At 67.3% G+C, this 23895-nt stretch carries 22 protein-coding genes; 10 read left to right on the top strand and 12 right to left on the bottom strand.

Annotation, left to right across the window (positions count from 1 at the left end; all coding sequences use genetic code 11):
• The first annotated feature begins 92 nt into the window (after window positions 1-92).
• On the top strand, window positions 93-1817 hold the full coding sequence (locus CEY09_RS00680) for an NAD(P)H dependent flavin oxidoreductase family protein (protein ID WP_088587171.1): 1725 nt from the start codon (window positions 93-95) through the stop codon (window positions 1815-1817).
• A 94-nt stretch (window positions 1818-1911) separates the two neighbouring features.
• Here CEY09_RS00680 and CEY09_RS00675 read toward each other — a convergent pair whose 3' ends face one another.
• From CEY09_RS00675 to CEY09_RS00665, 3 genes are read right to left on the bottom strand one after another with little or no spacing between them, the layout of a single operon-like run.
• Window positions 1912-2283: a hypothetical protein gene (locus tag CEY09_RS00675; protein ID WP_131224890.1), complete on the bottom strand. Its 372-nt coding sequence runs from the start codon at window positions 2281-2283 to the stop codon at window positions 1912-1914.
• A 45-nt stretch (window positions 2284-2328) separates the two neighbouring features.
• Window positions 2329-2961: a Vgb family protein gene (locus CEY09_RS00670; RefSeq protein WP_088587170.1), complete on the bottom strand. Its 633-nt coding sequence runs from the start codon at window positions 2959-2961 to the stop codon at window positions 2329-2331.
• A gap of 31 nt (window positions 2962-2992) precedes the next feature.
• Window positions 2993-4222 carry a helix-turn-helix domain-containing protein gene (locus tag CEY09_RS00665; RefSeq protein ID WP_088587169.1) on the bottom strand — a complete coding sequence of 410 codons (1230 nt, stop codon included), beginning with the start codon at window positions 4220-4222 and terminating at the stop codon, window positions 2993-2995.
• Window positions 4223-4429: 207 nt separating this feature from the next.
• Between CEY09_RS00665 and CEY09_RS00660 the strand changes: the two genes are divergently transcribed.
• From CEY09_RS00660 to CEY09_RS00625, 8 genes are all read left to right on the top strand, one after another.
• A complete protein-coding gene (locus CEY09_RS00660) occupies window positions 4430-5233 on the top strand; it encodes a DUF3348 domain-containing protein (protein ID WP_035212947.1) in 804 nt (267 codons plus the stop codon).
• Window positions 5234-5243: 10 nt separating this feature from the next.
• Window positions 5244-8846 (top strand): DUF802 domain-containing protein, encoded by a 3603-nt coding sequence (locus CEY09_RS00655; RefSeq protein ID WP_088587168.1) that lies wholly within the window; start codon window positions 5244-5246, stop codon window positions 8844-8846.
• Window positions 8843-9493, top strand: coding sequence for an OmpA family protein (locus CEY09_RS00650; RefSeq protein WP_088587167.1), 651 nt, complete (start codon window positions 8843-8845; stop codon window positions 9491-9493). Before CEY09_RS00655 ends, CEY09_RS00650 begins: the two co-directional genes overlap by 4 nt.
• The gene (locus CEY09_RS00645; RefSeq protein WP_088587166.1) at window positions 9483-10166 is read left to right on the top strand and encodes a DUF2894 domain-containing protein; all 684 of its coding nucleotides are present in this window, start codon (window positions 9483-9485) and stop codon (window positions 10164-10166) included. Before CEY09_RS00650 ends, CEY09_RS00645 begins: the two co-directional genes overlap by 11 nt.
• Before the next feature lie 101 nt (window positions 10167-10267).
• The gene (locus tag CEY09_RS00640; protein ID WP_035212946.1) at window positions 10268-10513 is read left to right on the top strand and encodes a ParD-like family protein; all 246 of its coding nucleotides are present in this window, start codon (window positions 10268-10270) and stop codon (window positions 10511-10513) included.
• Window positions 10514-11305, top strand: a complete 792-nt coding sequence (gene map / locus CEY09_RS00635) for a type I methionyl aminopeptidase (RefSeq protein WP_006224325.1) — start codon at window positions 10514-10516, stop codon at window positions 11303-11305.
• 98 nt (window positions 11306-11403) lie between these two features.
• Complete coding sequence (locus CEY09_RS00630; protein WP_088587165.1) at window positions 11404-12624, top strand: MFS transporter; 1221 nt, start codon at window positions 11404-11406, stop codon at window positions 12622-12624.
• 132 nt (window positions 12625-12756) lie between these two features.
• Window positions 12757-13380 carry a glutathione S-transferase family protein gene (locus CEY09_RS00625; protein WP_088587580.1) on the top strand — a complete coding sequence of 208 codons (624 nt, stop codon included), beginning with the start codon at window positions 12757-12759 and terminating at the stop codon, window positions 13378-13380.
• 38 nt (window positions 13381-13418) lie between these two features.
• Here CEY09_RS00625 and sodC read toward each other — a convergent pair whose 3' ends face one another.
• The 3 genes from sodC to CEY09_RS00610 all read right to left on the bottom strand — a co-directional run bounded on the left by sodC (window position 13419) and on the right by CEY09_RS00610 (window position 16417).
• Entirely contained in the window at window positions 13419-13943 is a 525-nt protein-coding gene (sodC, locus tag CEY09_RS00620; RefSeq protein ID WP_006224322.1) for a superoxide dismutase family protein, read from the bottom strand.
• A 148-nt stretch (window positions 13944-14091) separates the two neighbouring features.
• Window positions 14092-15420, bottom strand: a complete 1329-nt coding sequence (locus CEY09_RS00615; protein ID WP_052017861.1) for a DUF445 domain-containing protein — start codon at window positions 15418-15420, stop codon at window positions 14092-14094.
• A gap of 79 nt (window positions 15421-15499) precedes the next feature.
• Entirely contained in the window at window positions 15500-16417 is a 918-nt protein-coding gene (locus CEY09_RS00610) for a LysR substrate-binding domain-containing protein (protein ID WP_088587164.1), read from the bottom strand.
• 135 nt (window positions 16418-16552) lie between these two features.
• Here CEY09_RS00610 and eno point away from each other — a divergent pair, with 135 nt between their 5' ends.
• On the top strand, window positions 16553-17851 hold the full coding sequence (gene eno / locus CEY09_RS00605) for a phosphopyruvate hydratase (protein ID WP_088587163.1): 1299 nt from the start codon (window positions 16553-16555) through the stop codon (window positions 17849-17851).
• Here the strand turns inward: eno and CEY09_RS00600 are convergent.
• The 6 genes from CEY09_RS00600 to CEY09_RS00575 form a co-directional block, all read right to left on the bottom strand.
• Window positions 17797-19143, bottom strand: coding sequence for a cation:proton antiporter (locus CEY09_RS00600; protein ID WP_088587162.1), 1347 nt, complete (start codon window positions 19141-19143; stop codon window positions 17797-17799). The genes eno and CEY09_RS00600 overlap by 55 nt on opposite strands.
• A gap of 32 nt (window positions 19144-19175) precedes the next feature.
• The gene (locus CEY09_RS00595) at window positions 19176-19844 is read right to left on the bottom strand and encodes a glycosyltransferase family 2 protein (RefSeq protein WP_088587161.1); all 669 of its coding nucleotides are present in this window, start codon (window positions 19842-19844) and stop codon (window positions 19176-19178) included.
• A gap of 10 nt (window positions 19845-19854) precedes the next feature.
• Window positions 19855-20445, bottom strand: a complete 591-nt coding sequence (locus CEY09_RS00590; protein WP_088587160.1) for a class I SAM-dependent methyltransferase — start codon at window positions 20443-20445, stop codon at window positions 19855-19857.
• Window positions 20433-21476: an acyl-CoA dehydrogenase family protein gene (locus CEY09_RS00585; protein WP_088587579.1), complete on the bottom strand. Its 1044-nt coding sequence runs from the start codon at window positions 21474-21476 to the stop codon at window positions 20433-20435. Before CEY09_RS00585 ends, CEY09_RS00590 begins: the two co-directional genes overlap by 13 nt.
• A 63-nt stretch (window positions 21477-21539) precedes the next feature.
• Window positions 21540-22760, bottom strand: a complete 1221-nt coding sequence (locus CEY09_RS00580) for an AI-2E family transporter (RefSeq protein ID WP_088587578.1) — start codon at window positions 22758-22760, stop codon at window positions 21540-21542.
• Between the two features lie 58 nt (window positions 22761-22818).
• A complete protein-coding gene (locus CEY09_RS00575; RefSeq protein ID WP_088587159.1) occupies window positions 22819-23748 on the bottom strand; it encodes a LysR family transcriptional regulator in 930 nt (309 codons plus the stop codon).
• Window positions 23749-23895: the final 147 nt, after the last annotated feature.

Below are 23895 nucleotides of genomic sequence, written 5' to 3'. Positions count from 1 at the left end.
TCATTATTAGAAATATGGCTCTATTGGATAAGCCATTCTATCGATAAATTGTGGTCTGGATGCCCTCTGCCATCAGTCACCCGGAACCTGCAATGACCTCGTCCTACACCATCACCCTGCCCGCCGGCGCGTTCGCCACGGACGGCCAGGCTTCTATCCTGGATGCCGCGCTGGCCGACGGCACGCCGGTCCCGTTTTCCTGTCAGCGTGGAGAGTGCGGCTCGTGCCGGGCGCAGGTGCTGGCGGGGCGCTACGAGCGCATCGTGCCGCCGACCGAGCGTTCCTATGTGCCTGCCGACGATGAATTGCTGATGTGCCAGTGCCGCGCGGCCAGCGACCTGACGCTGCGCTTTCCGCACTGGACCGCGCCAGCCAAAGCGCCGCAGCCCGTGCGCGCAAGCGTGGTCTCGCGCCGTCCGTTGACGACGGATGTGACCGAACTGATCATCGAAGTCCCGGGCGACGCGTCCTTCGACTACCAGCCCGGGCAACATATACGCTGGCTGCTGGACGATGGCAGCCATCGCTGCTTTTCGATTGCGAGCCTCCCCACGGCCGGCGGCCCGCAACGGCTGGCGTTCCACATTCGCCGCACGCCCGCCGGCACGTTCACCAACCAGCTGTTGCCCGCGCTGACGCCGGGCGACACGGTGACGCTGGACGGGCCGCACGGCGCTTGCGTGTGGCCGGCCACCCACCCCGACGGCATCGACCATCTGGTGCTGCTGGCCACGGGCACGGGCTTTGCCGGCGTGTTCCCCATCCTGATGGCGGCCCTCGACAGCCGCAGCATGCAACGCGTGACGCTCTACTGGGGCGGCCGGACGCCGGAGGATTGCTACGCCAGCGGCCTGCTGAACGCATTGCAAAGCAAGGACGGGGTCTTCCGGTGGCATCCAGTCGTGTCGGGCGACGTTTCCGCCGACGGGATCCACACGCGCTATGTGCAGGACGTGGCGGCCGAAGCGGGCCACGATTGGTCGCGCACGATGGTCTACGCCTGCGGCAATGGCGCCATGGTTCGCGCGGCGCAGGCACGCTTGCGCGAAATGGGCTTGCCGGAAGGACGCTTCCAGTCTGAAGCGTTTCTGCCTTCCGACAGCACGGGGCCGGTCAGGGCCTCCGCCGGCCAGCCGCCGCATCCCTGGGAGCGCGTCAGCGAACGCTTCACGCTGGACGGCATCCTGGATGCGCGCCGGCGGTCGATGGACGCCGTGCGCGAGATCGCCGCGCTGATGACGCCCGGCATCACCACCGGCGAGGCCATCGCGCTGGCGGACCAGCATTTACAGCGCATGGGCGCGTCCCACAATTGGCATCCCACCTACATCCGCTTCGGCCCAGACTCGCAATCCCCCGCGGTGCAACCCACCGACCGGTGCCGCACGCTGGGCGAAAACGATATCTTCGTCGTCGATATCGGCCCGGTCTGGGACGGTTACGAAGGCGACTATGGCGACACCTTCGTGACTGGCGCCGACGCCGACCAGCAGCGCTGCGCCCAAGCGGCCCGCGACGTCTTCCAGCGCGCGCGCCTGGCGTGGCTGGACGGCCTGACCGGGCAAGCCCTGTATGACCTGGCCGATGTCTATGCCCACGAATACGGCTGCGCGCTGGTGCACGATATCGCGGGGCACCGGGTATCGGATTTTCCGCATGCGCTGTACGGCAAGCACCGGCTGGCGAACGCCGACTTCATTCCCGGCGACGGCATCTGGGTGCTGGAGATCCAGGTCCGCGACCTGGCCTCACCCATCGGCGCGTTCTACGAGGACGTGCTGCTGCGCCCCATTACTCTGCCCCCCCTCACCGCCTGAACGCCTGGGCAAGATGGGCGCACATGGCCATACGCGATCGGCCGACCCGGCGCCGGAGCCAGGGGCAGCACAAGCATGAAGCGGCTTCGGCCGTCTACGGCTTGCCTGTACCCGGCACCCAATGCTGGTTCGCCAGCTTGGGATCGGGAAACGGCAATTCCAGGTTGGTCGGCGGCGAGGCCACCCACTTGCCGCCATCCTGATAGAAGTCCATCGGCGCCTCCGAGGTGCCCGCCGGCATCAGCAGCATGGTGGTGCAAGAGACCCGCCCTTTGTGCGACGGGTTGGGCGCGGGCAGGCAGGTGCCGATGGCCAGCTGCGACTGTTTCATGCCGGGCAGATCGTCGCCCAGCAATGTGACCACGGCGGCATGCGCCTGCTCCGGAGTCGGGACGACGAGCGGCTCGGCGTGCGCCGCGAAGCCGACCACGGCCATTCCCAAAATACCTAGCGAAGCAAGCTTCATGCGTTTCCCAGAGTGAAGTCCAGGGGCCAAGCCCCACGACTGATTCTACCCGGGGCGCCGCACCGCCCTGACCTTGCCGCTATTGCCCCCGCCGCAGTAGAAGCGGTCCGCGCCATCCGACTCCAGGCCCGACACCCCGACACCGGCGGGCATCTCGACACTTTCCAGCACGTCGCCGGTCGCGGGTTCCAGGCGCCGCAGCTCGCTGGCGTCGTTCTCCCAGGTGCCGTGCCAAAGCTGGCCGTCCACCCACGTGACGCCGGTGACATAGCGGTCGGAATCGATGGAGCGCAACACGCGGCCGGTCTCGGGATCCACCTGATGGATCTTGCGTTGCTGATACTGGCCGACCCATAGCGAGCCTTCGGCCCACGCCATGCCGGAATCCCCGCCGCCGCCGGGCGCTGGAATCGTCGACAGCACGCGGCCGTTCTTCGGATCCACCTTTTGGATGCGCCCGTCGGCGATCTGATAGAAATACTCACCGTCAAAGGCCGTGCCGGCGCTGGCCGCGACATTCAGCGCCCGCGGGGTTTCGCCGCTACCGGGATCCAGCGCGACGAGTTGCTCACCTGTCGCGAACCAGACCTGTTGGCCATCGAACGTGACGCCATGCACGTTGTCGACGCCGGGGAACGGGCCGTATTCACGGAGGATTTGGGCTTGGGTTCGTTTCATGATCGCATCCTGTTTGGGTGGAGAAGTCATGCTACTCACCGGGCAGCAATGCCGGGAGTAACAAGCTTGTCGTGAAACCCGGCACCGGCGGCGTCATCCACCGGCGCGCGCGCCCGTGCCCCAACGGCTGCGCCTGCCCGGCCGCCGCCAGCGCATCCAGCGCCCGCTGCATGGTGCGCTGGCTGGCGCCCAGCGCCAGCGCCAACGCGGAACTGGACCACGCCTGGCCATCGGCCAGGCAGGCCAGCACCGCGGCTTGATCCCGGTCGGCCGCCTCCAGGGGTCGGGCAAGCACCACCACCTCCGGCGCCCCCTCCGGCTTCAGCACAAAGCCGTGCTTCGTCGCGCTGACGCCGGCCAACGGACGCATCGCCGCGCGCAAGCGCCCGATCTCCACGCGCAATCGCACACGATGGGAGTCGTCCTGGAAGCCAGTCCGAAAAGCCTGGGCGATCAGCAGTTCACGCGATACGTCCTGCGGCCAGGCCTCGGCCAGCAGCCGCGCCAGCGTGAACAGGACGGGGCGGCTGGCCAGCGGCACCGCCCGGCCCTCGCGCCGCAATACATTGCGGCAGGCGTCGACGACGATTGCCTTGGACGCCAGCAGTGCTTCCACCTCGCCCAACGTCATGTCCCGCGATTCGCCCTGCCCGACCCGGCGGCCGGCCGGCGCGCTCAACGCGGAGAACGCATGGTCCACTTCCGCCAGCAAGGCCGGGATGCCCGCCCGGCCGGCGGCGTGTGCAGCGCGGGCCAGCGCCGCGCTGGCCGCCGACGCCTGCACCTGGCGCAACGCGATGCCGCCCCGGATCAGTTCATGGATCGCGCGCGACGCGGCGGGCAGCCCCGCAGCGTCCACGGCGGCCAGCGTGTGCCCCGCCTCTTCCAGCCGGCCGGTCAGCAATTGCCTGCGCGCCTGCAGATGCGCCGCATGGGCGGCATTGACTACGTCCCCGTGCGCGGCCAGCGCGGCCCGGGCGGCGGCCAGCGACTTTTCCGGCCATGCCAAATCCCGCGAGGCCAGCGCGACCTCGGCCTCGGCCACCACGCAACGGGCGCGGGCAATGGCGTCCGTCGCGCCGAATGCCTTGGCCGCGCGGCGCAGCAGCGCTTTGGACCGCACGAAGTCGCCCAGTTGCGCCATCGCGATCCCGCGCAACGCCAGCGCCGGCGCATCGTCGCGCAGCGCAACGTGGTTCAGCGCGCCCAGCGGATCGCCCGCCGCCAACGCGCGCGACGCGCTTGAAATCAGAATATCCATGGAGGTGCCGCCACGCTATCGCTCCTGCTGGCCCGGGCCTGGAAACTAATCTACCACCCGTGGGCACCCGTGCCAGCAACCCGCCTGCGCCGTCACACTGTTGCACCCTGAAAGCGATGCGTCCCCGTTTTATACCGAAAGCCCCCGCCAGCGCTCCCTTTCCCGCCTCGCCAGCGTGTAAACTCCCCCCTTTTTGACTCTGGTGGTATGTTGCAAGCCCCACAGCGCACAGGTTTAAGCGGCCCGACGCTCATTCGCTTGCTGACTCGCCTGACGGATGTCGACGTTCCGGAATCCAGGCAATCGCTTTCCGACCATCTGAGCCAGTGGCTTGGCTGGACGGACGCGATCGCGCTATCCGCGGCCTTGAACACCAGCCCGCCGGTGATTGCCCCCGGCGCGCGGACGTTCAGCAGCGCCGAGGAACGCGAGTGCATGCGCGTCCGGACCACGCTGGCGGATGCCATCGCCAGCGACACCGCGGCGACCGCCGCCAAACGGCCTATTCCGGGGCAAGCGCCGGCGAAGAAGCCGGCGGCCGTCGCGGAAGCCGAAGCGGATTACTCGAATTTCCGGCAACGGTATCAGTCGTTGCAGCACACGATGGAGACCAGCGTGGGCAATCTGCGCAGTCGTCTGCGCGGAATGGTCGCCGCCAAGAACGGCGAAATGACGCGTCTGGCAGTGGTGGACGCCATCATGGACCGGGCGCTGCTGCCGAAGGAACGCGCCCTGCTCGGCGTGATCCCCAAGCTGCTTGGCGGGCATTTCGACCGCCTGCGCCTGGCCGAAGCGGCAGCATTGGCCGAGGCCAGCGCCGATACGCAAACTGAAGACGGCGCGGGCGCCGAGGCAGAAGGCGCCACGGCGCCTGAGCCGGCGCCCGTGTCGATAACACCCGGCGCATGGCTGGACGTGTTCCGCAAGGATATGCGGAGCGTCCTGCTCGCCGAATTGGATGTTCGTTTACAACCGGTCGAGGGGCTGCTTGCCGCCCTTCGCGCCAGCTAACCGGGACACTATGTCCAAGTATCTGATCAATTTCGTCGTTTTCCTGGCCGGTCTGGCCGTCGTGGGCTGGATCGGCGCGGGCTATGCCGGCACCAATCCGCTGGCGCTGGCCGTCACGCTGCTGATCGGCGTCTGCTATCTAGCCGGCGCGGTGGAACTGCTGCGCTACCAGCAAGCCACCTCCAGCCTGACGCGTTCGGTCGCCAACCTGAAGGAAGCGCCGGCCAGCCTGGCCTCCTGGCTGGACCCATTGCATCCCAGCCTGCGCAATGCGGCGCGGCTGCGGGTGGAAGGCGAACGGGTCGGCCTGCCCGGCCCGGCGCTGACACCCTATCTTGTCGGCCTGCTGGTGTTGCTGGGCATGCTCGGCACCTTCCTGGGCATGGTCGTGACGTTGCGCGGCACCGGCATGGCACTGGAAAGCGCCACCGACCTGGGCGCCATTCGCGCGTCGCTGGCAGCTCCCGTCAAGGGCCTGGGATTCGCATTCGGCACCTCGATCGCCGGCGTGGCTACGTCCGCCATGCTGGGTTTGTTGGCCGCGCTATGCCGCCGCGAACGCGTACAAGCCGCGCAACTGCTGGACACCAAGATCGCCACCACCCTGCGGGTGTACTCGCAAAGCTATCAGCGCGAAGAGTCCTTCAAGCTGCTGCAACGGCAGGCTGAGGTGATGCAACGCCAAGCCGAGGCGATGCCTACGCTGGTCGACCGCCTGCAGACCATGATGCAAAGCATGGAAAAGCAGACCCAATCCATGAACGAGCGGCAGCTTGCCAGCCAGGACGTGTTCCAGGGCAAGGCCGAGGCGGCCTACGCCCGCCTGGCCTCCGTGATGGAACAGTCCATGAAGGAAGGCGTGGCCGAAAGCGCGCGTTCCGCCGGCGTGGCGCTGCAGCCCGTGGTGCAAGCCACGATGGCCAGCCTGTCGCGCGAGACCGCCAGTCTGCAAGACACGGTGACGCAGGCCGTACAGCAGCAGTTGGCCACCCTGACCTCGGGTTTCCAGGCGTCCACCGCCAATGTGGCCGACATCTGGAACCAGGCCCTGGCCGGCCAGCAGCGCGCAAGCGAAGCGCTTGCGCAGGACCTGCGCGCATCGCTGGACCGTTTCGCCGAGACCTTCGAACAACGCTCGTCCGCGCTGCTGGACGGCGTCTCCACGCGCCTGGAAGCGTCGTCGGGCAACTTGTCTGACGCCTGGACTTCCGCGTTGTCGCGGCAAGAGCGCGTCAGCGAAAAGCTGGCCGGCGACAACCTGCAAGCCCTGACCGCGGCGGCCGCCAGCTTCGAGCAGCACTCCGCCTCGTTGCTGCGCACCTTGAACCAATCGCACTCCCTGCTGCAATCCGAGCTGGCTTCGCGCGACCAGCAACGCCTGGCCGCCTGGACCGAGACGCTGGGCGCCATGGGCGCCACCCTGCGCCAGGAATGGCAGCAGTCCGGCGCGCAAGCCGCCGACCGCCAGCAGGCCATCAGCGATACGCTGGCCCAGACCGTGCGCGACATCAATGCCCAGGCGGCCACGCAAGCCAGCCTGCTGGAAGGCGTGTCGGCGCGCATGGAAGCGGCCGCCAACAGCGTGTCCGACCGCTGGGACGCCGCGCTGTCCCGCCAGGAACAGGTCGGCGAAAAGCTGGCCACGGACAACCAGCAAGCCTTGACCACCGCCGCCGCCGCCTTCGAGCAGCACGCGGCATCGCTCTTGCGCACGCTGGACCAGTCGCATACCGACCTCCAAGCCGCATTGGCTGCCCGCGACGAAGCGCGCCTGACCGCCTGGACGGATTCGCTTGCCCGCACGGCACGCGACGTCACGTCCCAGACCGAGGCCCAGGCCCAGCTGCTTGAAAGCGTGTCGACCCGTCTGGAAACAGCCGCCGCTCGCGTGTCCGACCAATGGAACACAGCGTTGTCCCGCCAGGAGCAGGTCAGCGAAAAGCTGGCTGCGGACAACCAGCAGGCCCTGACCACCGCGGCAGCCGCGTTCGAGCAGCACTCGGCGTCGCTCTTGCACACCCTGGCGCAATCGCACACGGACCTGCACGCCGCGCTGGCCGCGAAGGATCACGAACGCCTGGCCGCCTGGACCGGCACGCTTGCCACGATGGCCGCGGCGCTGGGCCAGGAATGGAAGGCGGCCGGCGACCACACGGTCACCCGCCAGCAGGAAATCAGCGACACGCTGGCCTTGACGGCCGAAGACGTCGCCACCCGCAGCGAGGCGCAAGCCCGCTTGCTGGAGACCGTGTCGACCCGCCTTGAGACGGCCGCGCGCGAAGTCACCCAAGCCTGGACCGACGCACAGACGCGCCAGGAACAGGTCGGCGAAAAACTGGCCGCGGACAACCAGCAGGCGCTGGCCGCGGCAGCCGCCGCGTTCGAGCAGCACTCGGCGGCGCTCCTGCGCACGTTGGACCAGTCGCATGCAGACCTGCAAGCCGCCCTGGCCGCGAAGGACGAAGAACGCCTGTCCGCCTGGACCGGTAAATTGGCCGCCATGGCCGATGCGCTGGGCCAGGAATGGGAACTGGCCGGCGTGCAAGCCGCCGACCGCCAGCAAGCCGTCACCCAGACGCTGACTCAGGCTACGCGCGACATCACCGCGCAGACCGAGGCGCAGGCCAGCCTGCTGGAAAACGTGTCCACCCGCCTGGAAACGGCGGCAAGCCATGTCACCCAGGCCTGGACCGACGCGCAGGCGCGCCAGGAAAACGTGGGCGAACAACTGGCCGCCGCCAATCGCCAGGCGCTGGAAACCGCTGCGGCGACCTTCGAGCAGCACTCGACCTCGTTCCTGCGCACACTGGATCAATCGCACGCCGACCTGCAAGCCGCGGTGGCGTCCAACGACGAAGCGCGCCTGGCCACATGGACTGACAAACTGGCCGCGATGGCTGACGCGCTGCGCCACGAATGGGAACGGGCCGGCGCCGCAACCGCCAGCCAGCAGCAGCAGATCTGCGACACGCTGGCCCAGACCGCGCACGACATCACCGCGCAGACCCAGGCGCACGCCAGCGACACCATCGCCGAGATCGGCCGCCTGGTGCAAGCTGCGTCGGAAGCGCCCAAGGCCGCCGCCGAGGTCATCGGCGAACTGCGCCAGAAGCTGTCCGACAGCATGGTGCGCGACAACGACATGCTGCAAGAGCGCAACCGCCTGCTGGAAACGCTGGACACGCTGCTGAACGCCGTGAACCACACGGCCACCGAACAACGCACGGCCGTGGACGCGCTGGTCGCCTCGTCGGCCGAGTTGCTGGAACGCGTCGGCACGCAGTTCACCGACCGCGTCGAAGCCGAAACCGGCAAGCTCACCGACGTGGCGGCGCAAGTCACCACCAGCGCCGTGGAAGTGGCCAGCCTGGGCGAATCGTTCGGCACCGCGGTGCAACTGTTCGGCGAGTCCAACGACAAGCTGGTGGCCCATCTGCAACGCATCGAAGCGGCGCTGGACAAGTCCATCGCGCGCGGTGACGAGCAACTGTCCTACTACGTGGCGCAAGCCCGTGAAGTGGTCGACCTGAGCCTGATGTCGCAAAAGCAGATCATCGAAAACCTGCAGCAGCTGGCCATCCAGCGCGCCACCGCCGGAGCCGAAGCCGCATGAGCGAGGACATCGACGGCGGCGTGGAGGCGACCGCACCGGCTTGGGCCGTCTTCGGCGACCTGATGTCGGTGCTGCTGGGCGCCTTCGTGCTGATCCTGGTCAGCGTGATCGGCGTGCAGCTGCAACTGTCGACGCAGCTGGAAGAAGAGGTGAAGCAGCGGCAGGAAGAAACGCAGCGGCGCGAAACGCTGGAGCAGGCGCTGGCGGGCCCGTTGGCGGCCGGCCGCGTCACGTTGATCAATGGCCGCATCGGCATCAGCGGCAGCGTGCTGTTCGCGTTGAACTCCGACCAGTTGCAGCCTGAAGGCCGCGAGATCCTGAAGACCCTGATCGAGCCCCTGGCATCCTATCTGAAGACGCACGACGAAATCCTGATGGTCAGCGGCTATACCGACGACCAGCAGGTGCGCGAAGGCAATCGCCGCTTTGCGGACAACTGGGACCTGTCGGCGCAGCGTGCCCTGACCGTCACGCGCGCGCTGATCGACGAAGGCGTGCCCTCGTCCACGGTGTTCGCCGCCGCCTTCGGGTCCGAGCAGCCGGTGGCCTCCAACGCCGATGAAGCGGGGCGCGCGAAGAACCGCCGCGTGGAAATCACGCCTATCCCCAAGCCGTCCAACGATCCGGGAAAGCCGCGTGAGCAGTGACGGCACGCACTTGGCCCCGCCTGACGCGCAAGCGACGCTGGATGCCTGGCGTGATTGCAGGGCAGACCGCATTGACCCGGTGCGCTTCCGTTTTCTGGAGGCGATGGCGCGGCGCTCGGCTCTGCTGGACGGCCCCGCGCGCCAACTGCTGGACGCGAAGCTGGCCGCCCTGCTCCAGGCTTACGAGAGCCAGGTGGCAGCCGCTGCCGCTGACACCCGCGCCCCGGATGCCGCCCCCACCTCCAGCGCCCTGGCCGGCCTGATCGATTATCTGGCCGACCCGGATCCCCCCGGCGGCGTCAGCGGCTGGACGCGCGACACGCTGGGCCTGCGGGCCACCTATCCCGACGTGCAGATGCTGGACTACTTTCGCGGCGTCTGGTCGCAGGTCAGTGCCGACCGGCAAGTGCGCCAATCGCAGGAGCAGGTCCACAAGAACGCCGGCCCGCTCAATTCCAACCAGCTGGTTCACCGAGCGCTGACCTTGATGCGCGAGCTGTCGCCCGGCTATCTGCAGCAGTTCCTGTCGTATACGGACGCGCTGATGTGGATGGAGCAGGTCCACGTGGCGACGGCGCCGGCGCCGAAGGAAACCGCACGCGCGGGCGCGGCCAAAACGGGTACGGCCAAGTCTGGCGCCGCCAAGAAGACGCCACGCGCCAAGACGCGCTGAACGCAGCGGCGGACCGCCTGCCGGTGCCGGCGATTTGCACCGCTCACTGCCACGCAGTAAGATACGATCCATATACAAACCATATACGGATCATTCCCACCATGGGTCTCGTCAAAATCTCTGAGCAGATGCATGAGAATCTGCGCGTCGCCAGCGGCGCCCTCAGCCGCTCGATCAATTCCCAGGCCGAACATTGGATGCGCATCGGCATGCTGTCCGAACTCTATCCCGACCTGCGCCACGCGGATATCTGCCAGTTGCTGATCCGCATCGAACAAAGCGAAGGCTTTACCATCGCGTCCCTTTCCCGGCGCCTACCGGATGCCGCCCAACAGGAGGCCGCATAAATGGCGAAGAAGGTTTCCATCAAATCCGCCGCCGACATTGAAATGGCCCGCAAGGCCGGCGCCATGGCGGCGGAAGTGCTGCACATGATCGGCGAACACGTGCGCCCCGGCGTCACCACCGATGAGCTGGACCGCATCTGCAACGAATACATCGTGAACGTGCTGAAGGCTATTCCGGCCAACGTCGGTTATCACGGCTTTCCGAAAACGATCTGCGCATCCGTCAACCATGTGATTTGCCACGGCATCCCATCGGCCAAGGTGCTGAAGAACGGCGACATCCTGAACATCGACGTGGCCGTCATCAAGGACGGCTGGTTCGGCGACACCAGCCGCATGTACTACGTGGGCCAGCCCAGCCCGCTGGCGCGCCGGCTGGTCAACACCACCTACGAAGCCACCCGCGCCGGGATCATGGCAGTCAAGCCAGGCGCGACGCTGGGCGACATCGGCCATGCCATCCAGACCGTCGCGCACCGCGAGCATTTCAGCATCGTGCGCGAATACTGCGGCCACGGCATCGGCCAGATCTACCACGACGACCCCCAAGTGCTGCACTACGGACGTCCTGGCGAAGGCATGGTGCTGCAACCCGGCATGATGTTCACGATCGAACCCATGATCAACGCCGGCAAACCGGCGTCCAAGCAATTGCCCGACGGCTGGACGGTAGTCACCAAGGATCGCTCGCTGTCGGCGCAGTGGGAGCACATGGTTGTCGTGACCGAAACCGGGTACGAAGTGCTGACCCCCTGGCCGGACGGCTACGGCGACTACCCGCCTATCCCCTGACTCACGCGAATCCGGCCGCAAGGACCGGAGTGCGGCCGCCCAAGGGCACGATCATGATCGTGCCCTTGCCGTTTCCAGCGCCCTGACGGGCGTCGCTCATGCCTGCCCTGCCCTCCGCCTTCCGCCGTCTGGCCGCCTCGAACCTGGCTGCCCAGTTTTCTGAACAGATGGCCTTGGCGGCGGCGCCGCTGGTCGCCGTGCTGGCGCTGGGCGCCACCGCCGCGCAGACGGGTTATCTGCAAACCGCGCAAACCCTGCCCTTCCTGCTGCTGTCCCTGCCCGCCGGCGTGCTGGCGGACCGGATGTCGCGCCGCGCCTTGATGACCGCCGCCGAGTGCGTCCGCGCGGCCAGCCTGTTGGGCCTGCTGGCGTTGCTGTGGATGGGCGGACTGGGCCTGGGCTGGCTGGCGGCGCTGGGTTTCCTGGGCGCGGTCGGCACGGTGGCCTACAACGTGGCCGCCCCGGCGCTGGTACCCCGGCTTGTCCCCGCCAGCGATTTGGCCAGCGCCAACCGCTGGCTGGAACTGGCGCGCAGCAGTGCGTTCTCCGCGGGTCCCGCGGCAGGCGGTGCGCTGGTGGGCTGGATGGGTGCGCCGGTCGCCTATGTGATCGCCACCACGCTGTCGCTGCTGGCCGCGGCCCTGCTGGCGGGCCTGCCTGCCGATGCGCCCAAGCCCGTGACCCGCCGGCGCTTGCTGGCCGAACTGCGCGAAGGCGCGGCCTTTGTCGGCACGCACCCGCTGCTGCGACCGGTGCTGACGACCGCCGTGTTCTTCAACACTGCCTGGTTTGTGTTGCAGGCCGTATACGTCGTGTACGCCATCGAACGCCTGGGCCTGACGGCCGCCGGCGTGGGCATCACATTGGGCGTGTATGGCGGCGGCATGCTCGCCGGCGCCCTGGCCGCGCCGTGGCTGGCGCGCCGCCTGTCTTTCGGCGCGATGATCGCCTCGGGTCCGCTGTCGGCGCTGGCGGCAAGCGCCATCCTGCTGTCGACGCTGGTCTTGCCCTCCGGCATCTGGGCGGCGGTGGGGTTTTTCCTGTTCGGCGCCGGCCCCATCCTCTGGACCATCACCACCACCACGCTGCGCCAGGCCGTGACGCCCAACGCCCTGTTGGGCCGCGTGTCCGCCGTGATCCTGACCGCGACGTTCGGCGCCCGGCCCGTCGGTGCGCTGATCGGCGCGACGTTGGCCGCCCGCGTGGGCCTGGATGCGTGTTTGTGGGTCTCGACCGCAGGATTCCTCATTCAGTTCCTGGTGCTGTTCGCCTCGCCCGTGCGACGGCTGCGCAGCCAGCCTGAAGCGGCGGGCGCCTGAAGGCAGGCCGCCGCCTGCCACGCCGCTGCGCTGTTACGCCCGCCGTCGCCCCGATCTGTATCTGGCGACGGTACCAGGCAGCCGCTAGACTGCCCGGATTCCTCCACGCCGATGAACCGGGCCGTTCGCAAGATGCTGAAAATACTGGGTAAAGCTTCGTCCATCAACGTACGCAAGGTGCTGTGGACCTGCGCCGAACTGAACCTGCCGTTTACCCGCGAAGATTGGGGCGCGGGCTTCCAGGCGACCTCGGACCCGCGCTTCCTGGCGCTGAATCCCAATGCCATGGTGCCCGTCATCGAAGACGGCGACTTTGTGCTCTGGGAGTCCAACACCATCATCCGCTACCTGGCCGGGCAATACGGCGGCCAGCAGTTTTACCCGGCCGAGCCTCGGCTGCGTGCGCGGGTGGATCAATGGATGGATTGGCAGGCAACAGACCTGAACCGGTCCTGGAGTTATGCCTTCATGGCGTTGGCGCGGCGTTCGCCTGAACACCTGGATGCCGCCAGCATCCAGGCGTCGTGCCAGGCTTGGGCGCATTTCATGGGCATCCTGGAACAACGCTTGGCGCTGACCGGCGCCTATGTGGCGGGTGACGCTTTTTCGCTGGCGGACATTCCCGTGGGGCTGTCGGTGAACCGGTGGTTTGCTACGCCCTTCGACAAGCCCGCCCTGCCGGCGATTGCCGCCTATTACGACCGGCTGGCCGTGCGCGAGGGCTACCGGCTGCACGGCCGCAACGGCACGGCCTGACCGGCCGTCACGGCAACCCGGCGCACCCTTCCTTGCGCTTACTTCACCACGCCGCAAACCAGGCGGCCGCCTCCGCCGCCCAGCGGCGCGGGCGTGTCGCTGTAGTTGTCGCCGCCCACGTGCACCATGACCGCGTGCGTCTTCACGTCCGCCAGCTTCAGGTGCGGCGCCACCACAGCCTTCTTGGCCGTGCCGTCGGCTGCCACCACGATGAAGGGCAAGTCGCCCTGATGGCCGTCGGTGGCCATCGGGCCCTTGTGGGCCTTGGTGCCCTTGGGATCCAGGTGGCCGCCTGCGGCACCGCCCGGCGCCGTCTGGCCGTTCACCATGCCCGGCATGCAAGAACCCTTTTCATGCACGTGGAAACCGTGTTCGCCCGGCGGCAAGCCCTTCAGGTTCGGCGTGATCTGCAAGCCGCCCTTGGTGTCCTTCAGCGAAATCGTGCCGGCGCTTTTGCCTATGCCGTCGGCGGTCAGGAATGACATCGAGACGTTTTCGGCCAGTGCGGCGCTCGAGGCGCCCGCCATTGCCAGCGCCGCGACAAGCATCGAGATTTTCTTCATGAAGTGCCTCCTGGAATCATGCACGCGAAGTGCGGATGCCCGGCCCGGCGCAAACGGCGCCAACCTGGCCCTGGGCGCCAATGACAATAGCACCGGCGCCGCCTGGTGGGCCAGCAATCTTCATTCCTGATACAAGCGATCAGGCTTGTTAACGATTGACCAGCAGCACCAGCGCGTGCAGCGCCACGCCGATGAGCCCGCCCACCAGCGTGCCATTGAAGCGGATGTACTGCAGGTCGCGCCCCACGCTGAGCTCCAGTTCGTCGACCAGGTGGCGTTCGTCCCAGTTCTTCACGGTGCGCGAAATATGTTCCGTCACGCCGATGCGCAGGCGGCCGGTCAGGCGCCGCGCGCTGCCCAGCACGTGGTTGTTGATGGCGTCACGCAAGCTCGGGTCTTCGCCCAGCTTGCGGCCCAGCGCCAGCAAGGCGCTTTCCAGATGGCGGGCCAGTGCCGAATCCTCGTCCGACAGGTCGCGCCGCAGCGCCGCGTGGATGTCGTCCCACAGGCCCTGCACATACTCCTGCACCTTGGGGTGGTCGATGGCCCGCTGCTTCAGGTCTTCGACCTGCGCCGACAAGGCGGGGTCGGTCTTCAGGCGTTCGATGTAGTTCAACACCCAGGCTTCGTAGTCGCGCCTGACGGGGTGGTCGGGTTCGGACAGCACATCGCGCACTTCCTGCACCAACGCCAACGCCAGCCGGTCGGCCAGATTGTCGGCAATGCCGTCCACCGACTTGATCACATCGACGGCCGCGATGATGCGCGGCCATTCCTTGCGGGCGAATTTCACCAGCAGGGTCGATGCGCGTTCCTTCACGTCGTCTTCGCCCAGGTAGCCGCCCAGCCGCTCCATGGCCGCGTCCAGCAGCTCCTGATGGCGACCGTCTCGGGTCAGGAGACCTAAAACCTCGCCCACGGTACCCGCCGCATCCCAGCGGCGCAGGTTCTTCACCACGAATTCCTGGATCACCCCGCGCACTGCCTGGTCGTCCAGCATGTCCAGCGTCTGCAAGGCTACGCGGCGCGCGCCGTCGCTCAAGGCATGCGCCTGGCGCGGCCGGATCAGCCAGCGGGACAGGCGGGCGGCCGGGTCGAAGACCCGCAGCTTCTCCATCAACGTGTCCGGGTCCAGGAAATGATCGCGGACGAACACGGCCAGGTTGTCGCCGATGCGGTCCTTGTTGCTGGGAATGATGGCCGTATGCGGAATCGGCAGGCCCATTGGACGGCGAAACAGCGCCACCACCGCGAACCAGTCGGCCAACGCCCCCACCGTCGCCGCTTCGCAAAACGCCCGCACCCAAGCCCACACGCCCTGCCCGCCCATGACGTGGCTGGTGATGAAGCCGCTGACCATGGCCACCAGCAAGGCCAGCGCAGCGATCTTCATGCGCCGCAACTGCGTGCGGCGCGTGTCGGACGCCAAGGCGGAGTGCGGGGCGGATGGCGTCGAGGGTCGGGACGGATCGGGCATGGAGTTTCCGGCAAGGCGATGCGTCAGCATACCAACTGGCAGCGCCGATCAGGCTGCCTGGGGGATCTTTGCGCCCCGCTTACGCCGCCGGATCCGCCAGCGCGCGGCGCAGCCACCCGACAAACGCATCCGCGTGCCCCGACAGGCTCCGACTGGCGGCGGGCAGCGCGCGCAAGCCGCCGTCGAACACCACGAATCCAAAGGGTGCGACCAGGGTGCCCTCTTCCAGTTCGCGGCTGATCAGCCGCTTCTCTACCAGCGCCACCCCCAGTCCGGAAAGCGCGGCCTCGATGCACAGGTGCGTGTGCGGAAACGCCAAGTGGCCCGCGGTAGCAACCGCTACGCCTGTAATGGCCTCCCATTGATTCCAGGCGCTGGACGTGTACTCATGGGCGATGCGCACCTGGTCGGACGCCGCGCGCCGGGCATAGGCGGGCGTGCAGACCGCGCCAAATCGCACGGGCGCAAGCGTCAGCGCGCGGCGCCGGTCGGCGTCCGTGTAGCCCGACAGGTCCCACGCCAGCAGCAGGTCCGCGCCCTCGTTGCGCATTTCACGGGCGGACGTCATCGACAGGCGGATGCGGATATCGGGATGCTCGCGGTAGAACACCGCCAGCTGCGGCACCAGCCAGCGCATCGCGAAGGTCGCACTGCAGGCCACGTGCAGCCCCGGGCCCTGGGCTTCGCGGCCCAATCGTTCGTAAGCGCTTTCCAACTGGTCGAACGAGGCGCGCACCGACGCGTAGAAGGTCGCGCCCGCGGGGGTGAGCTTCAGCCCGGTGCCGTCTTTGTCGAACAGCGGCACGCCAGCGTGTTCCTGCAACAGCTTCAGGTGCCGGCTGACGGCGCCGTGGCTGCGGCACAGCTCTTCCGCGGCGCGCGTGACCGAGCCGGTCCGTGCAATGGCTTCGAATGCCCGAACGGCGGCTAGGGGCGGCAGGTGGCGCACGGCACTCCTTATGTCAATAAAACTGACGAATATCCAGAAAAACTGCATTTTCCGGATTGCGTTGTTTTTTTAGGATATCGCCTGGATATCCCGCAATCAGTTCGATGCGTTGCAGTATTGCACGCCGGACTGCAAGGATAAAGACCATTCCTTTATTTCAATAATCTGACCATCAGGAGCCCCATGAACATCATCGACATCACCGCCCACGAGGCACTGGACAGCCGCGGCAACCCGACCGTCGAGGTCGAAGTCCGGCTGAATGACGGCGCGATGGGCGTGGCGCTGGTACCGTCCGGCGCATCGACGGGCCAGCATGAAGCACTGGAGCGGCGCGACGCGGATCCCGCACGCTATCTGGGCCGCGGCGTGCTGGGCGCCGTGCGTGCCGTCAATACCGAGTTGCGGGATGCGCTGCTGGGCCAGCAAGCGGATCAGCAGGCCACCATCGACCGGATCATGATCGGCCTGGACGGCACGGCGGACAAAAGCCGCTTGGGCGCCAACGCCTTGCTGGGCGTCTCGCTGGCAGTGGCGCACGCGGCAGCCGCCAGTGAAGGGCAGCCGCTGTGGCGCCACCTGGGCGGCGTGCAGGCGCAAGTGCTGCCCGTCCCGATGATCAACATCATCAACGGTGGCGCACACGCCGACAATCCGCTGGATTTCCAGGAATTCATGATCTTGCCGGTGGGCGCGGAAACCTTCGCCGAAGCCATCCGCATGGGCGCCGAAGTCTTCCACACCCTGCGCGGCAAGCTGCTGGCGGCCGGCCACAGCGTCAATGTGGGCGACGAGGGCGGATTCGCACCCGTCCTGCGCACGGCACCAGAGGCGCTGGACTTCATCATGGCGTCCATCGAGCAGGCCGGCCTGCGCGCGGGCACGGACATTGCGCTGGCACTGGATCCGGCGGCCAGCGAATTCCACACCGATGCGGGCTATCGTTATCAGGGCGAAGGCGTGGTTCGCAGCCGCGAACAGCAGGTGGATTACCTGGCCCGCCTGGTACGCGACTACCCCATCGTATCCATCGAAGACGGTATGGCCGAAGACGACCCTGCCGGCTGGCAAGCCCTGACCGCACGGCTGGGCGATGCCTGCCATCTGGTGGGTGACGATGTCTTCTGCACCAACCCCCGCCTGTTCGAAGCTGGCATCTCGGCCGGAATCGGCAACGCCATCCTGGTCAAAGCCAATCAGATCGGCACGCTGAGCGAGACCCTGCAGGTATTGGGAATGGCCCGCCGCGCGGCATACGGCGCCGTCATGTCGCACCGATCCGGCGAAACCGAGGACACGACCATTGCCGACCTGGCGGTGGCCGCCAACTGCGGCCTGATCAAGACCGGGTCGCTATCGCGCGCCGACCGCACCGCCAAGTACAACCGCCTGCTGCGCATTGAACGCGAACTGGGCGCGGCTGCCGTCTACGCCGGCCGCGATGCCTTGCCGCGGCGCGGCCGCGCTGAGAGCCGCGAGTAGTACCACCCCATCAGGGGCGACGCCGAGATGCCGTGCACCAGCACGGACGCGACGATGGCGGCCAGCAACAACGGCGCAAGCGCCCGGGACACGTCCTGCGGCGCTTGCTCCACCGCCAGCAGCAGATAGTAGAAAGTGCCCACGCCGCGTATGCCCAGCCAGCTTGCCAGCCAACGCTGGCGCCGGTCCATCGACGACCCGGCCAGCGCCAGCATCACGCTGGCCGGCCGCACCGCGAAGAACAGCACCGCCGCCACAAGGAGCGGCGTCCAACCCAGCATGTCGCGCCAATGCGCCGACACCACGCAGCCGATGACCAGCATCAGCGCCAATTCGGCAAAGCGTTCCAGCCCCACCGACGTCGCCATCATCGATTCCGCCAGATGGGCATGGGCCAATTGCGGGTCCTGGGTGCTTTCTTCGCTTTCGGCGGGCGTGACTTCCTGCAAGACGGCACGCGGCGTCCGACCGCTGCCGGTGGCGCGCAGCTCCTGTTGGCGCAACGCCACCCCCGCGCAGAAGACCGCAAGAAAGCCGTAGCCATGCGCAAGCAAGGTCGCCCCGTAGCACAGCGCCATCAGACCCAGGGCCAGAAACTCGTCCAGCCCCAGGGCGTTGCCATAGCGGATCCGCAGCGTGGCGATCAGGCGTTCGCCCAGCGTGCCCAGCAACCAGCCGATTCCCACCGCGCTGACCACGCCCCAGATCAGGGCGGCCGCCAACGGCCACGGCTGATCAAGCCCGGCCGGCCCCGCGTTGCACAGGGCGATGCCCAGGATCACGAAGGGAAACGCCGCCCCGTCATTGGCGCCGCCCTCGCCCGACAAGGCAAAGCGCAGCGGTTCGTCATCGCCCGCTTCACGCGGGCGCAATTCATTGGCCAGCACCGGGTCCGTCGGCGCCAGCGCCGCCGCCAACAGCACTGCCGCCCCCAATCCCAAGCCCAATAGGCCCATGCCGAATGCCGTCATCAGCGCAATGGTCAGCAGCATGGCCGGCGCCGCCAGGCGCAGCGGCAGGCGCCACAAAGGATGCCCACAAGCCACGCGCAAATGCATGCCGACTGCGAACAGCGAAACCGGCAATGCCGCTTCGGTCGCCAGGCGCAGCAAGTGGCTGTCTCGGTAGAGATCCAGGTTCAGCAGCCCCAATCCTGTCGGGCCGATCAGAAAGCCCACGACCAGATACACCATGGCGCCGGTCATGGGCAGCGCATCGATCAGGCGTTTGGACACCGCCATCAACACGAACAACGCGCCGATCAGCAGGAACCAGACGGCTTCGATATTCATCGCATCTCTCCGGCGGTCGCCAGTGGTTCAAGCTAGTCGGGTTCGTCCCAGCCTTGGCGCAAGGCGCTGGCAAAGCCGCCTTCCACGCGGGAGTACGGCCGCGCGCTGGTTGTCACCCGCGGCAGCGCCGTCCAGGCGATGCGGGCGCCGCCTTGCTCCAACCGGTCCACCAATGCCTGGTCTTCGCTGCAGGCCAGCGCGGCAAAGCCGCCGATGTGCCGATAGGCATGCGCCTCGATGCCAAGGTTTGCGCCGTGCACGTGGCGGTGGCCGTCCTGATCCTGGTAGTGGGTGGCGAAACGGCGCCGGGCCTGGCGCGCATGCGCGCCATGTTGGGCCCAGCCCGACACGCCCACGGTGCCGCATACGACTTCCGCCCCTAAAGACAACTGATCCACCAGCCAGCGCGCCGACACGCGGGTATCGGCGTCCGTGAATGCCAGCCAGCGTGCGCCCGCATCAAGAAGATGCTGCGCCCCGAAGGCCCGGGCCACGCCCACGTTACCCGCCTCGACCCGCAGGCACCGCACCGGCCACGCCGCCGACAATTGCTCGGTACGGTCCCGGCAGCGATCCAGCACCACCACGATCTCGACGCGTTCAGCCGCCAGCAGCGGGTGCCGGGCGGCGCGGGTCGCGGCGCGCAGGCAGGCGCCGATCATCCGTTCTTCGTTGTGGGCGGGTATGCAGATTCCGATCATCGCCTGCTCCTTACAAGGGGTTGCGCCAGAGGTCCAGACGAAAATCTTCTTCATGGTGATGTACCAGCCGTTGCAGGCCGGGCAACGCTCCCATCGCATCATGCAGACGGTCGGTGGGTTGCAGGCGGTCATCGAACGCGGGGCGCCAGTGGCAGGCGACCAATTCGCCGCCCGCTCCCAAACTGCTGCGCAGGCGCGCCAGGAACAGCGCGCAGGCGGCGTCGTCCAGGTAATACGCCAGCTCCGAGACAACGATCAGATCGAAGCCCGCAGCGGGCACGGGCGGCCATTGTTGCGGCAACTTCAACGCCAGCGAGCGCACCGTGGCCGCCACCGGATCGGCACGCAGCCGGGCCTGGACGCGGCGCACCGCGCTGGGCGCCAGATCCACGGCGCAGAGCTGGTCGCAGCGCTGCGCCAGGGCAAGCGTCATGTCGCCCCCGCCGCAGCCCGCCTCAAAGATGTGGCCATAGCGTTCGCGCGCCAACGTCGCCAGCAGCACGGCGCGCTTGCGGCGCTCGTACCAGGCAGTGGCCACCCGCCAAGGATCGTCGTCCTTGCGGTACAGGCGCTCGAAATGGTGGTCATCTAGAGTGACCAAGGCGGCTCTCCGTGTTGCGCAACGTGCTTGCCATGCGCGGCCTGATCGCGTTCCGCGTGGCTCTGCCGGATGAACACGGGCAAGTCCGCCAAGGCTTGCGCCAAAGCGGCATCGCGGCATAACGGGCCGGCCCCCAGCGCGCGCGGCACGCGGTTCAATACGTCTTCTGCGGCGGCTTCCACCGCCAGGCGGGCCCGCGCGGTATGCAGTACGCAGCCGTCTTCGGGATGGGCGTCGATCGCCGCGGCGGCCTCGCGCAACACCGCACGCGCCTCGGCCAAGGCAACATCCACGGCGCCAAGATGCGCCAGCCGGTACGGGTCGGGCCGACCCTTTGCGACAGCGGTGCGCAGCCTTTCGGCAATGCCCGCCAACGCGCCGTACCAGCAAGCGGCAACGCCCGCCCCGCCATGCAGGAAACCCGGGCGGTCCACATAGGCGCCCGGCGCACCGACGGCGGCGCCTCGCGCCTGGTCGAAAACCACATTCACACTGGCGGACGAGCGCATGCCGACGGCGTGCCAGCCTTGCGTGGTGACAGTCACGCCCGGCTGGTCCAGCGCCACTGCGGCCAGGCAAGGTTCGCCTGCGCCGTTCCAACCGCTGACGATCGCGTGGCTTAGCGCCGCGGCACCCGAGCACCATCCCTTCAAGCCGCTGACCATGACCCCGCCGGCGGCGTGGGCGCGTATGCCCACGCGCATGTCGGGCGGCTCGGCGCACCAGACGCCCCAGCAGGCATCTTCGGGCGCGTCCACGCGTGCTTGCAGCTCGGCAAGAATGGCCAGCGCATCCGTGTGCCCCTCGAATAATTTGGCCAAGCCCAGATCCACCGCGGCAACCGCGGCGAGCGCCCGCCAGCGCAGCAAGGTGCCGCCCGAGCCCGGCAACGGCAACCCGCCGAAGCCGGCGCGCACGAGTTCGCCCAGCCAATGGCCGGGATCCACCGGCGGCCGGGCGCCGGCCAGGACGTCCTGGATCGTCTGGCCGAGGGATTCGGAGGAAATCGAACGGGCGAGTCGGGTTGGCATGGCGAGCACGGTGGCGTGATTCAAGGTGAGGAAAACTCCCTTCAGCATGTGGCGTGCCCGTGCTTACTCGCCCAGGAACTCCGACACGGCCTCCAATCCTTCGATGTGGTCAGCGACCACTTTCGCGATGAAGGCCAGCGGCACGGAAAGCAGCGTTCCCCACACGCCCCACAGCCAGGTGAACAACAGCAGCAGCATGAAGACCGCGACGGCGTTCATCTTGGCGATGCGGCCGGACATCCAGGTCGTGACCACTACGCCCATCAACAAGGCGATGGCCACCGAACTGCCGGCCACCGCCAGCGCCGGGCCGATCTCGCCGAATTGGATCAAGGCCGCGATCCCGGTGCCCACCGCGGTGAGCAACGGGCCGAAGTACGGAATGATGTGCAGCGCGCCAGCGACCACGGCCCAGGTCGCGGCGTTTTCCAGGCCCAGCAGACGGAATGCCACCCACGACATCAGGCCCAATGCCAGGTTCGTCACCAGCATCATCGCCATGTACCGATGGATGGAGCTGTTGATCTGGTCCAGCATGTGCACGCTGATCTTCTTTTGCGACAAGGTCTTGCCGGCCACTTTCACGAACTTGCGCTTGAACGCGTTGCCGGACAACAGCAGGAAGAACACCAGGAACACGCTCATCGTCGCCTGCCCGATGAAGGCGGCCACGCCCTTGGATCCCCACAGCAGAAAATCGCTCAAGCCGGAATCGGACTTCGCCACCACCACCTGCCGACCGGGCACGATACCCCCGCTGTCCTGCAACACGCCGGCCGCGCCCTTGAGCTTTTCAAAGAAAGAACCGTCCCCGCTGGAAATGCCGGTCAGGGTGCGAGAGAGCTTTCCGGAGATTTCCGGCAGCGCCTGCACGATGGAACTGACCTGATTCTGCGTGACGTAGGCCAAGCCCGCCAGGCCGGTGGCGATGACGAACATCAAGATCAGGATCCCGACCGCGCGCGGCACGCGGGCGCGCCCCATCAGGCTCACGATGGGGTCCAGCGCGTAGGCCACGACAATCGCCATCACCACGGGGACGATGAATTCCTGCGCCAGCTTGAGGGTGAACAGCACTGCCAGGACGGTCAACGTGGTCAGGCAGGCGCCGCGCGCCCAGACATAAGGGGTGTCCGGCCGGGGCTCGGAGATCAGTCCTGCCTCCTGCACCGTCACTTTCTCTTCGGCGGGGCTTGCAGCCTCCTCCCCCGTGTCGGCGTTTTCTGTCGGCTTCGCGCGTTCGACCGCGCCCGGTGCTGTCGCGACCGGTGTCGTGATTTCCATCTTGCCCCCCAACAATCGATTATCGACAGCGGACAGCAAGTGGCGTGCCTGACCGTATTTAGCCCGCCAGCGCCAGCAGGCCCGGCTGGCCCTCGTGGCCGCGCTGGGCCCGATCCAGGATGAATTCGATCATCATCGAGATCGCGCGGGGATGGTGCCGATTCGGCATGTACAGCATGTACATGCCCCGGCCGAAGATGCTCAGCCGCCACTCGGTCAGCGCGGGCAACAGGTCGCCACGGGCGATGTCGTCGTGCACCACGTAGTCCGGCACCACGCCCACCCCCAGGCCGGCGCGGATCGCGTCGCGCAGGAAGGCGTAGTTGCGGGAGATCACGGTGGGTTCCAGCACCACGTGCTGGCGCGGCTGGCCGCCATAGTAGGCCGACAGCCGCAACGGCCGGCCGATGACGGCCGCGCTGATGACGGGCGTGCTCGCCAGGTCTTCAGGGCGCTGCGGCAGGCCGCGGGCGTCGGCAAAGGCCTGGGACGCGCACGCCACGTAGCGCACCTGGCCCAGTTCGCGCGCCACCAGGTTCTGCGGCGGCTCGGACATGATGCGCACCGCGATATCCACTTCGTCGCGCAGCAGGTCGTCCACGCTGTTCTCGAACAGCACGTCCAGCACGATGTCGGGGTACGCCTGCTTGAATTCCAGCAGCCACGGCGTCATCACGAACTGCCCATAGCCACTGGGCACGCTCAAGCGCACTTTGCCTTGCGGCGTCTTGCCCAGCGTTTCAACGGATTCACGGGCGGCCACCAATTCATCCTGGATGCTGCGCCCGTGCTGATACAGCTTCAATCCAATTTCAGTGGCCTCGACGTGCCGCGTCGTACGCCGCACCAACTGCATGCCCACCGAACGCTCCAGCTGGTTCAGGTGGTAGCTGACATTGGCGCGCGTCATCTTCAGGCGGCGCGCGGCTTCGCTCAGGTTGCCGGCGTCCAGGATTTCCACCAGCAAGGTCAGGGATTTAGTGTCCATGAGGCTCCTCCACGGCCATTGTCAAATTTTATTATCCGCCATGTCAATTCTAGATGCCATTGTCAAGACATCTTTACTGGGAAAGAATAAGGAAATAAGAGACGAGCCGTTCTGGCCCGCCAGGCGCCGCCACGGCGGACGCCCCAT

The sequence above is a fragment of the Achromobacter marplatensis genome (assembly GCF_002209535.1).
Classification (GTDB): domain Bacteria; phylum Pseudomonadota; class Gammaproteobacteria; order Burkholderiales; family Burkholderiaceae_B; genus Achromobacter; species Achromobacter marplatensis.
This window is presented reverse-complemented; position numbering and strand designations above follow the sequence as displayed.

Coding starts and splice junctions, on each gene's coding strand:
- CEY09_RS00680 (WP_088587171.1), top strand. CDS start 93: ATGACCTCGTCCTACACCATCACCCTGCCCGCCGGCGCGTTCGCCACG.
- CEY09_RS00675 (WP_131224890.1), bottom strand. CDS start 2,283: ATGAAGCTTGCTTCGCTAGGTATTTTGGGAATGGCCGTGGTCGGCTTC.
- CEY09_RS00670 (WP_088587170.1), bottom strand. CDS start 2,961: ATGAAACGAACCCAAGCCCAAATCCTCCGTGAATACGGCCCGTTCCCC.
- CEY09_RS00665 (WP_088587169.1), bottom strand. CDS start 4,222: ATGGATATTCTGATTTCAAGCGCGTCGCGCGCGTTGGCGGCGGGCGAT.
- CEY09_RS00660 (WP_035212947.1), top strand. CDS start 4,430: ATGTTGCAAGCCCCACAGCGCACAGGTTTAAGCGGCCCGACGCTCATT.
- CEY09_RS00655 (WP_088587168.1), top strand. CDS start 5,244: ATGTCCAAGTATCTGATCAATTTCGTCGTTTTCCTGGCCGGTCTGGCC.
- CEY09_RS00650 (WP_088587167.1), top strand. CDS start 8,843: ATGAGCGAGGACATCGACGGCGGCGTGGAGGCGACCGCACCGGCTTGG.
- CEY09_RS00640 (WP_035212946.1), top strand. CDS start 10,268: ATGGGTCTCGTCAAAATCTCTGAGCAGATGCATGAGAATCTGCGCGTC.
- map (WP_006224325.1), top strand. CDS start 10,514: ATGGCGAAGAAGGTTTCCATCAAATCCGCCGCCGACATTGAAATGGCC.
- CEY09_RS00630 (WP_088587165.1), top strand. CDS start 11,404: ATGCCTGCCCTGCCCTCCGCCTTCCGCCGTCTGGCCGCCTCGAACCTG.
- CEY09_RS00625 (WP_088587580.1), top strand. CDS start 12,757: ATGCTGAAAATACTGGGTAAAGCTTCGTCCATCAACGTACGCAAGGTG.
- sodC (WP_006224322.1), bottom strand. CDS start 13,943: ATGAAGAAAATCTCGATGCTTGTCGCGGCGCTGGCAATGGCGGGCGCC.
- CEY09_RS00615 (WP_052017861.1), bottom strand. CDS start 15,420: ATGCCCGATCCGTCCCGACCCTCGACGCCATCCGCCCCGCACTCCGCC.
- CEY09_RS00610 (WP_088587164.1), bottom strand. CDS start 16,417: ATGCAGTTTTTCTGGATATTCGTCAGTTTTATTGACATAAGGAGTGCC.
- eno (WP_088587163.1), top strand. CDS start 16,553: ATGAACATCATCGACATCACCGCCCACGAGGCACTGGACAGCCGCGGC.
- CEY09_RS00600 (WP_088587162.1), bottom strand. CDS start 19,143: ATGAATATCGAAGCCGTCTGGTTCCTGCTGATCGGCGCGTTGTTCGTG.
- CEY09_RS00595 (WP_088587161.1), bottom strand. CDS start 19,844: ATGATCGGAATCTGCATACCCGCCCACAACGAAGAACGGATGATCGGC.
- CEY09_RS00585 (WP_088587579.1), bottom strand. CDS start 21,476: ATGCCAACCCGACTCGCCCGTTCGATTTCCTCCGAATCCCTCGGCCAG.
- CEY09_RS00580 (WP_088587578.1), bottom strand. CDS start 22,760: ATGGAAATCACGACACCGGTCGCGACAGCACCGGGCGCGGTCGAACGC.
- CEY09_RS00575 (WP_088587159.1), bottom strand. CDS start 23,748: ATGGACACTAAATCCCTGACCTTGCTGGTGGAAATCCTGGACGCCGGC.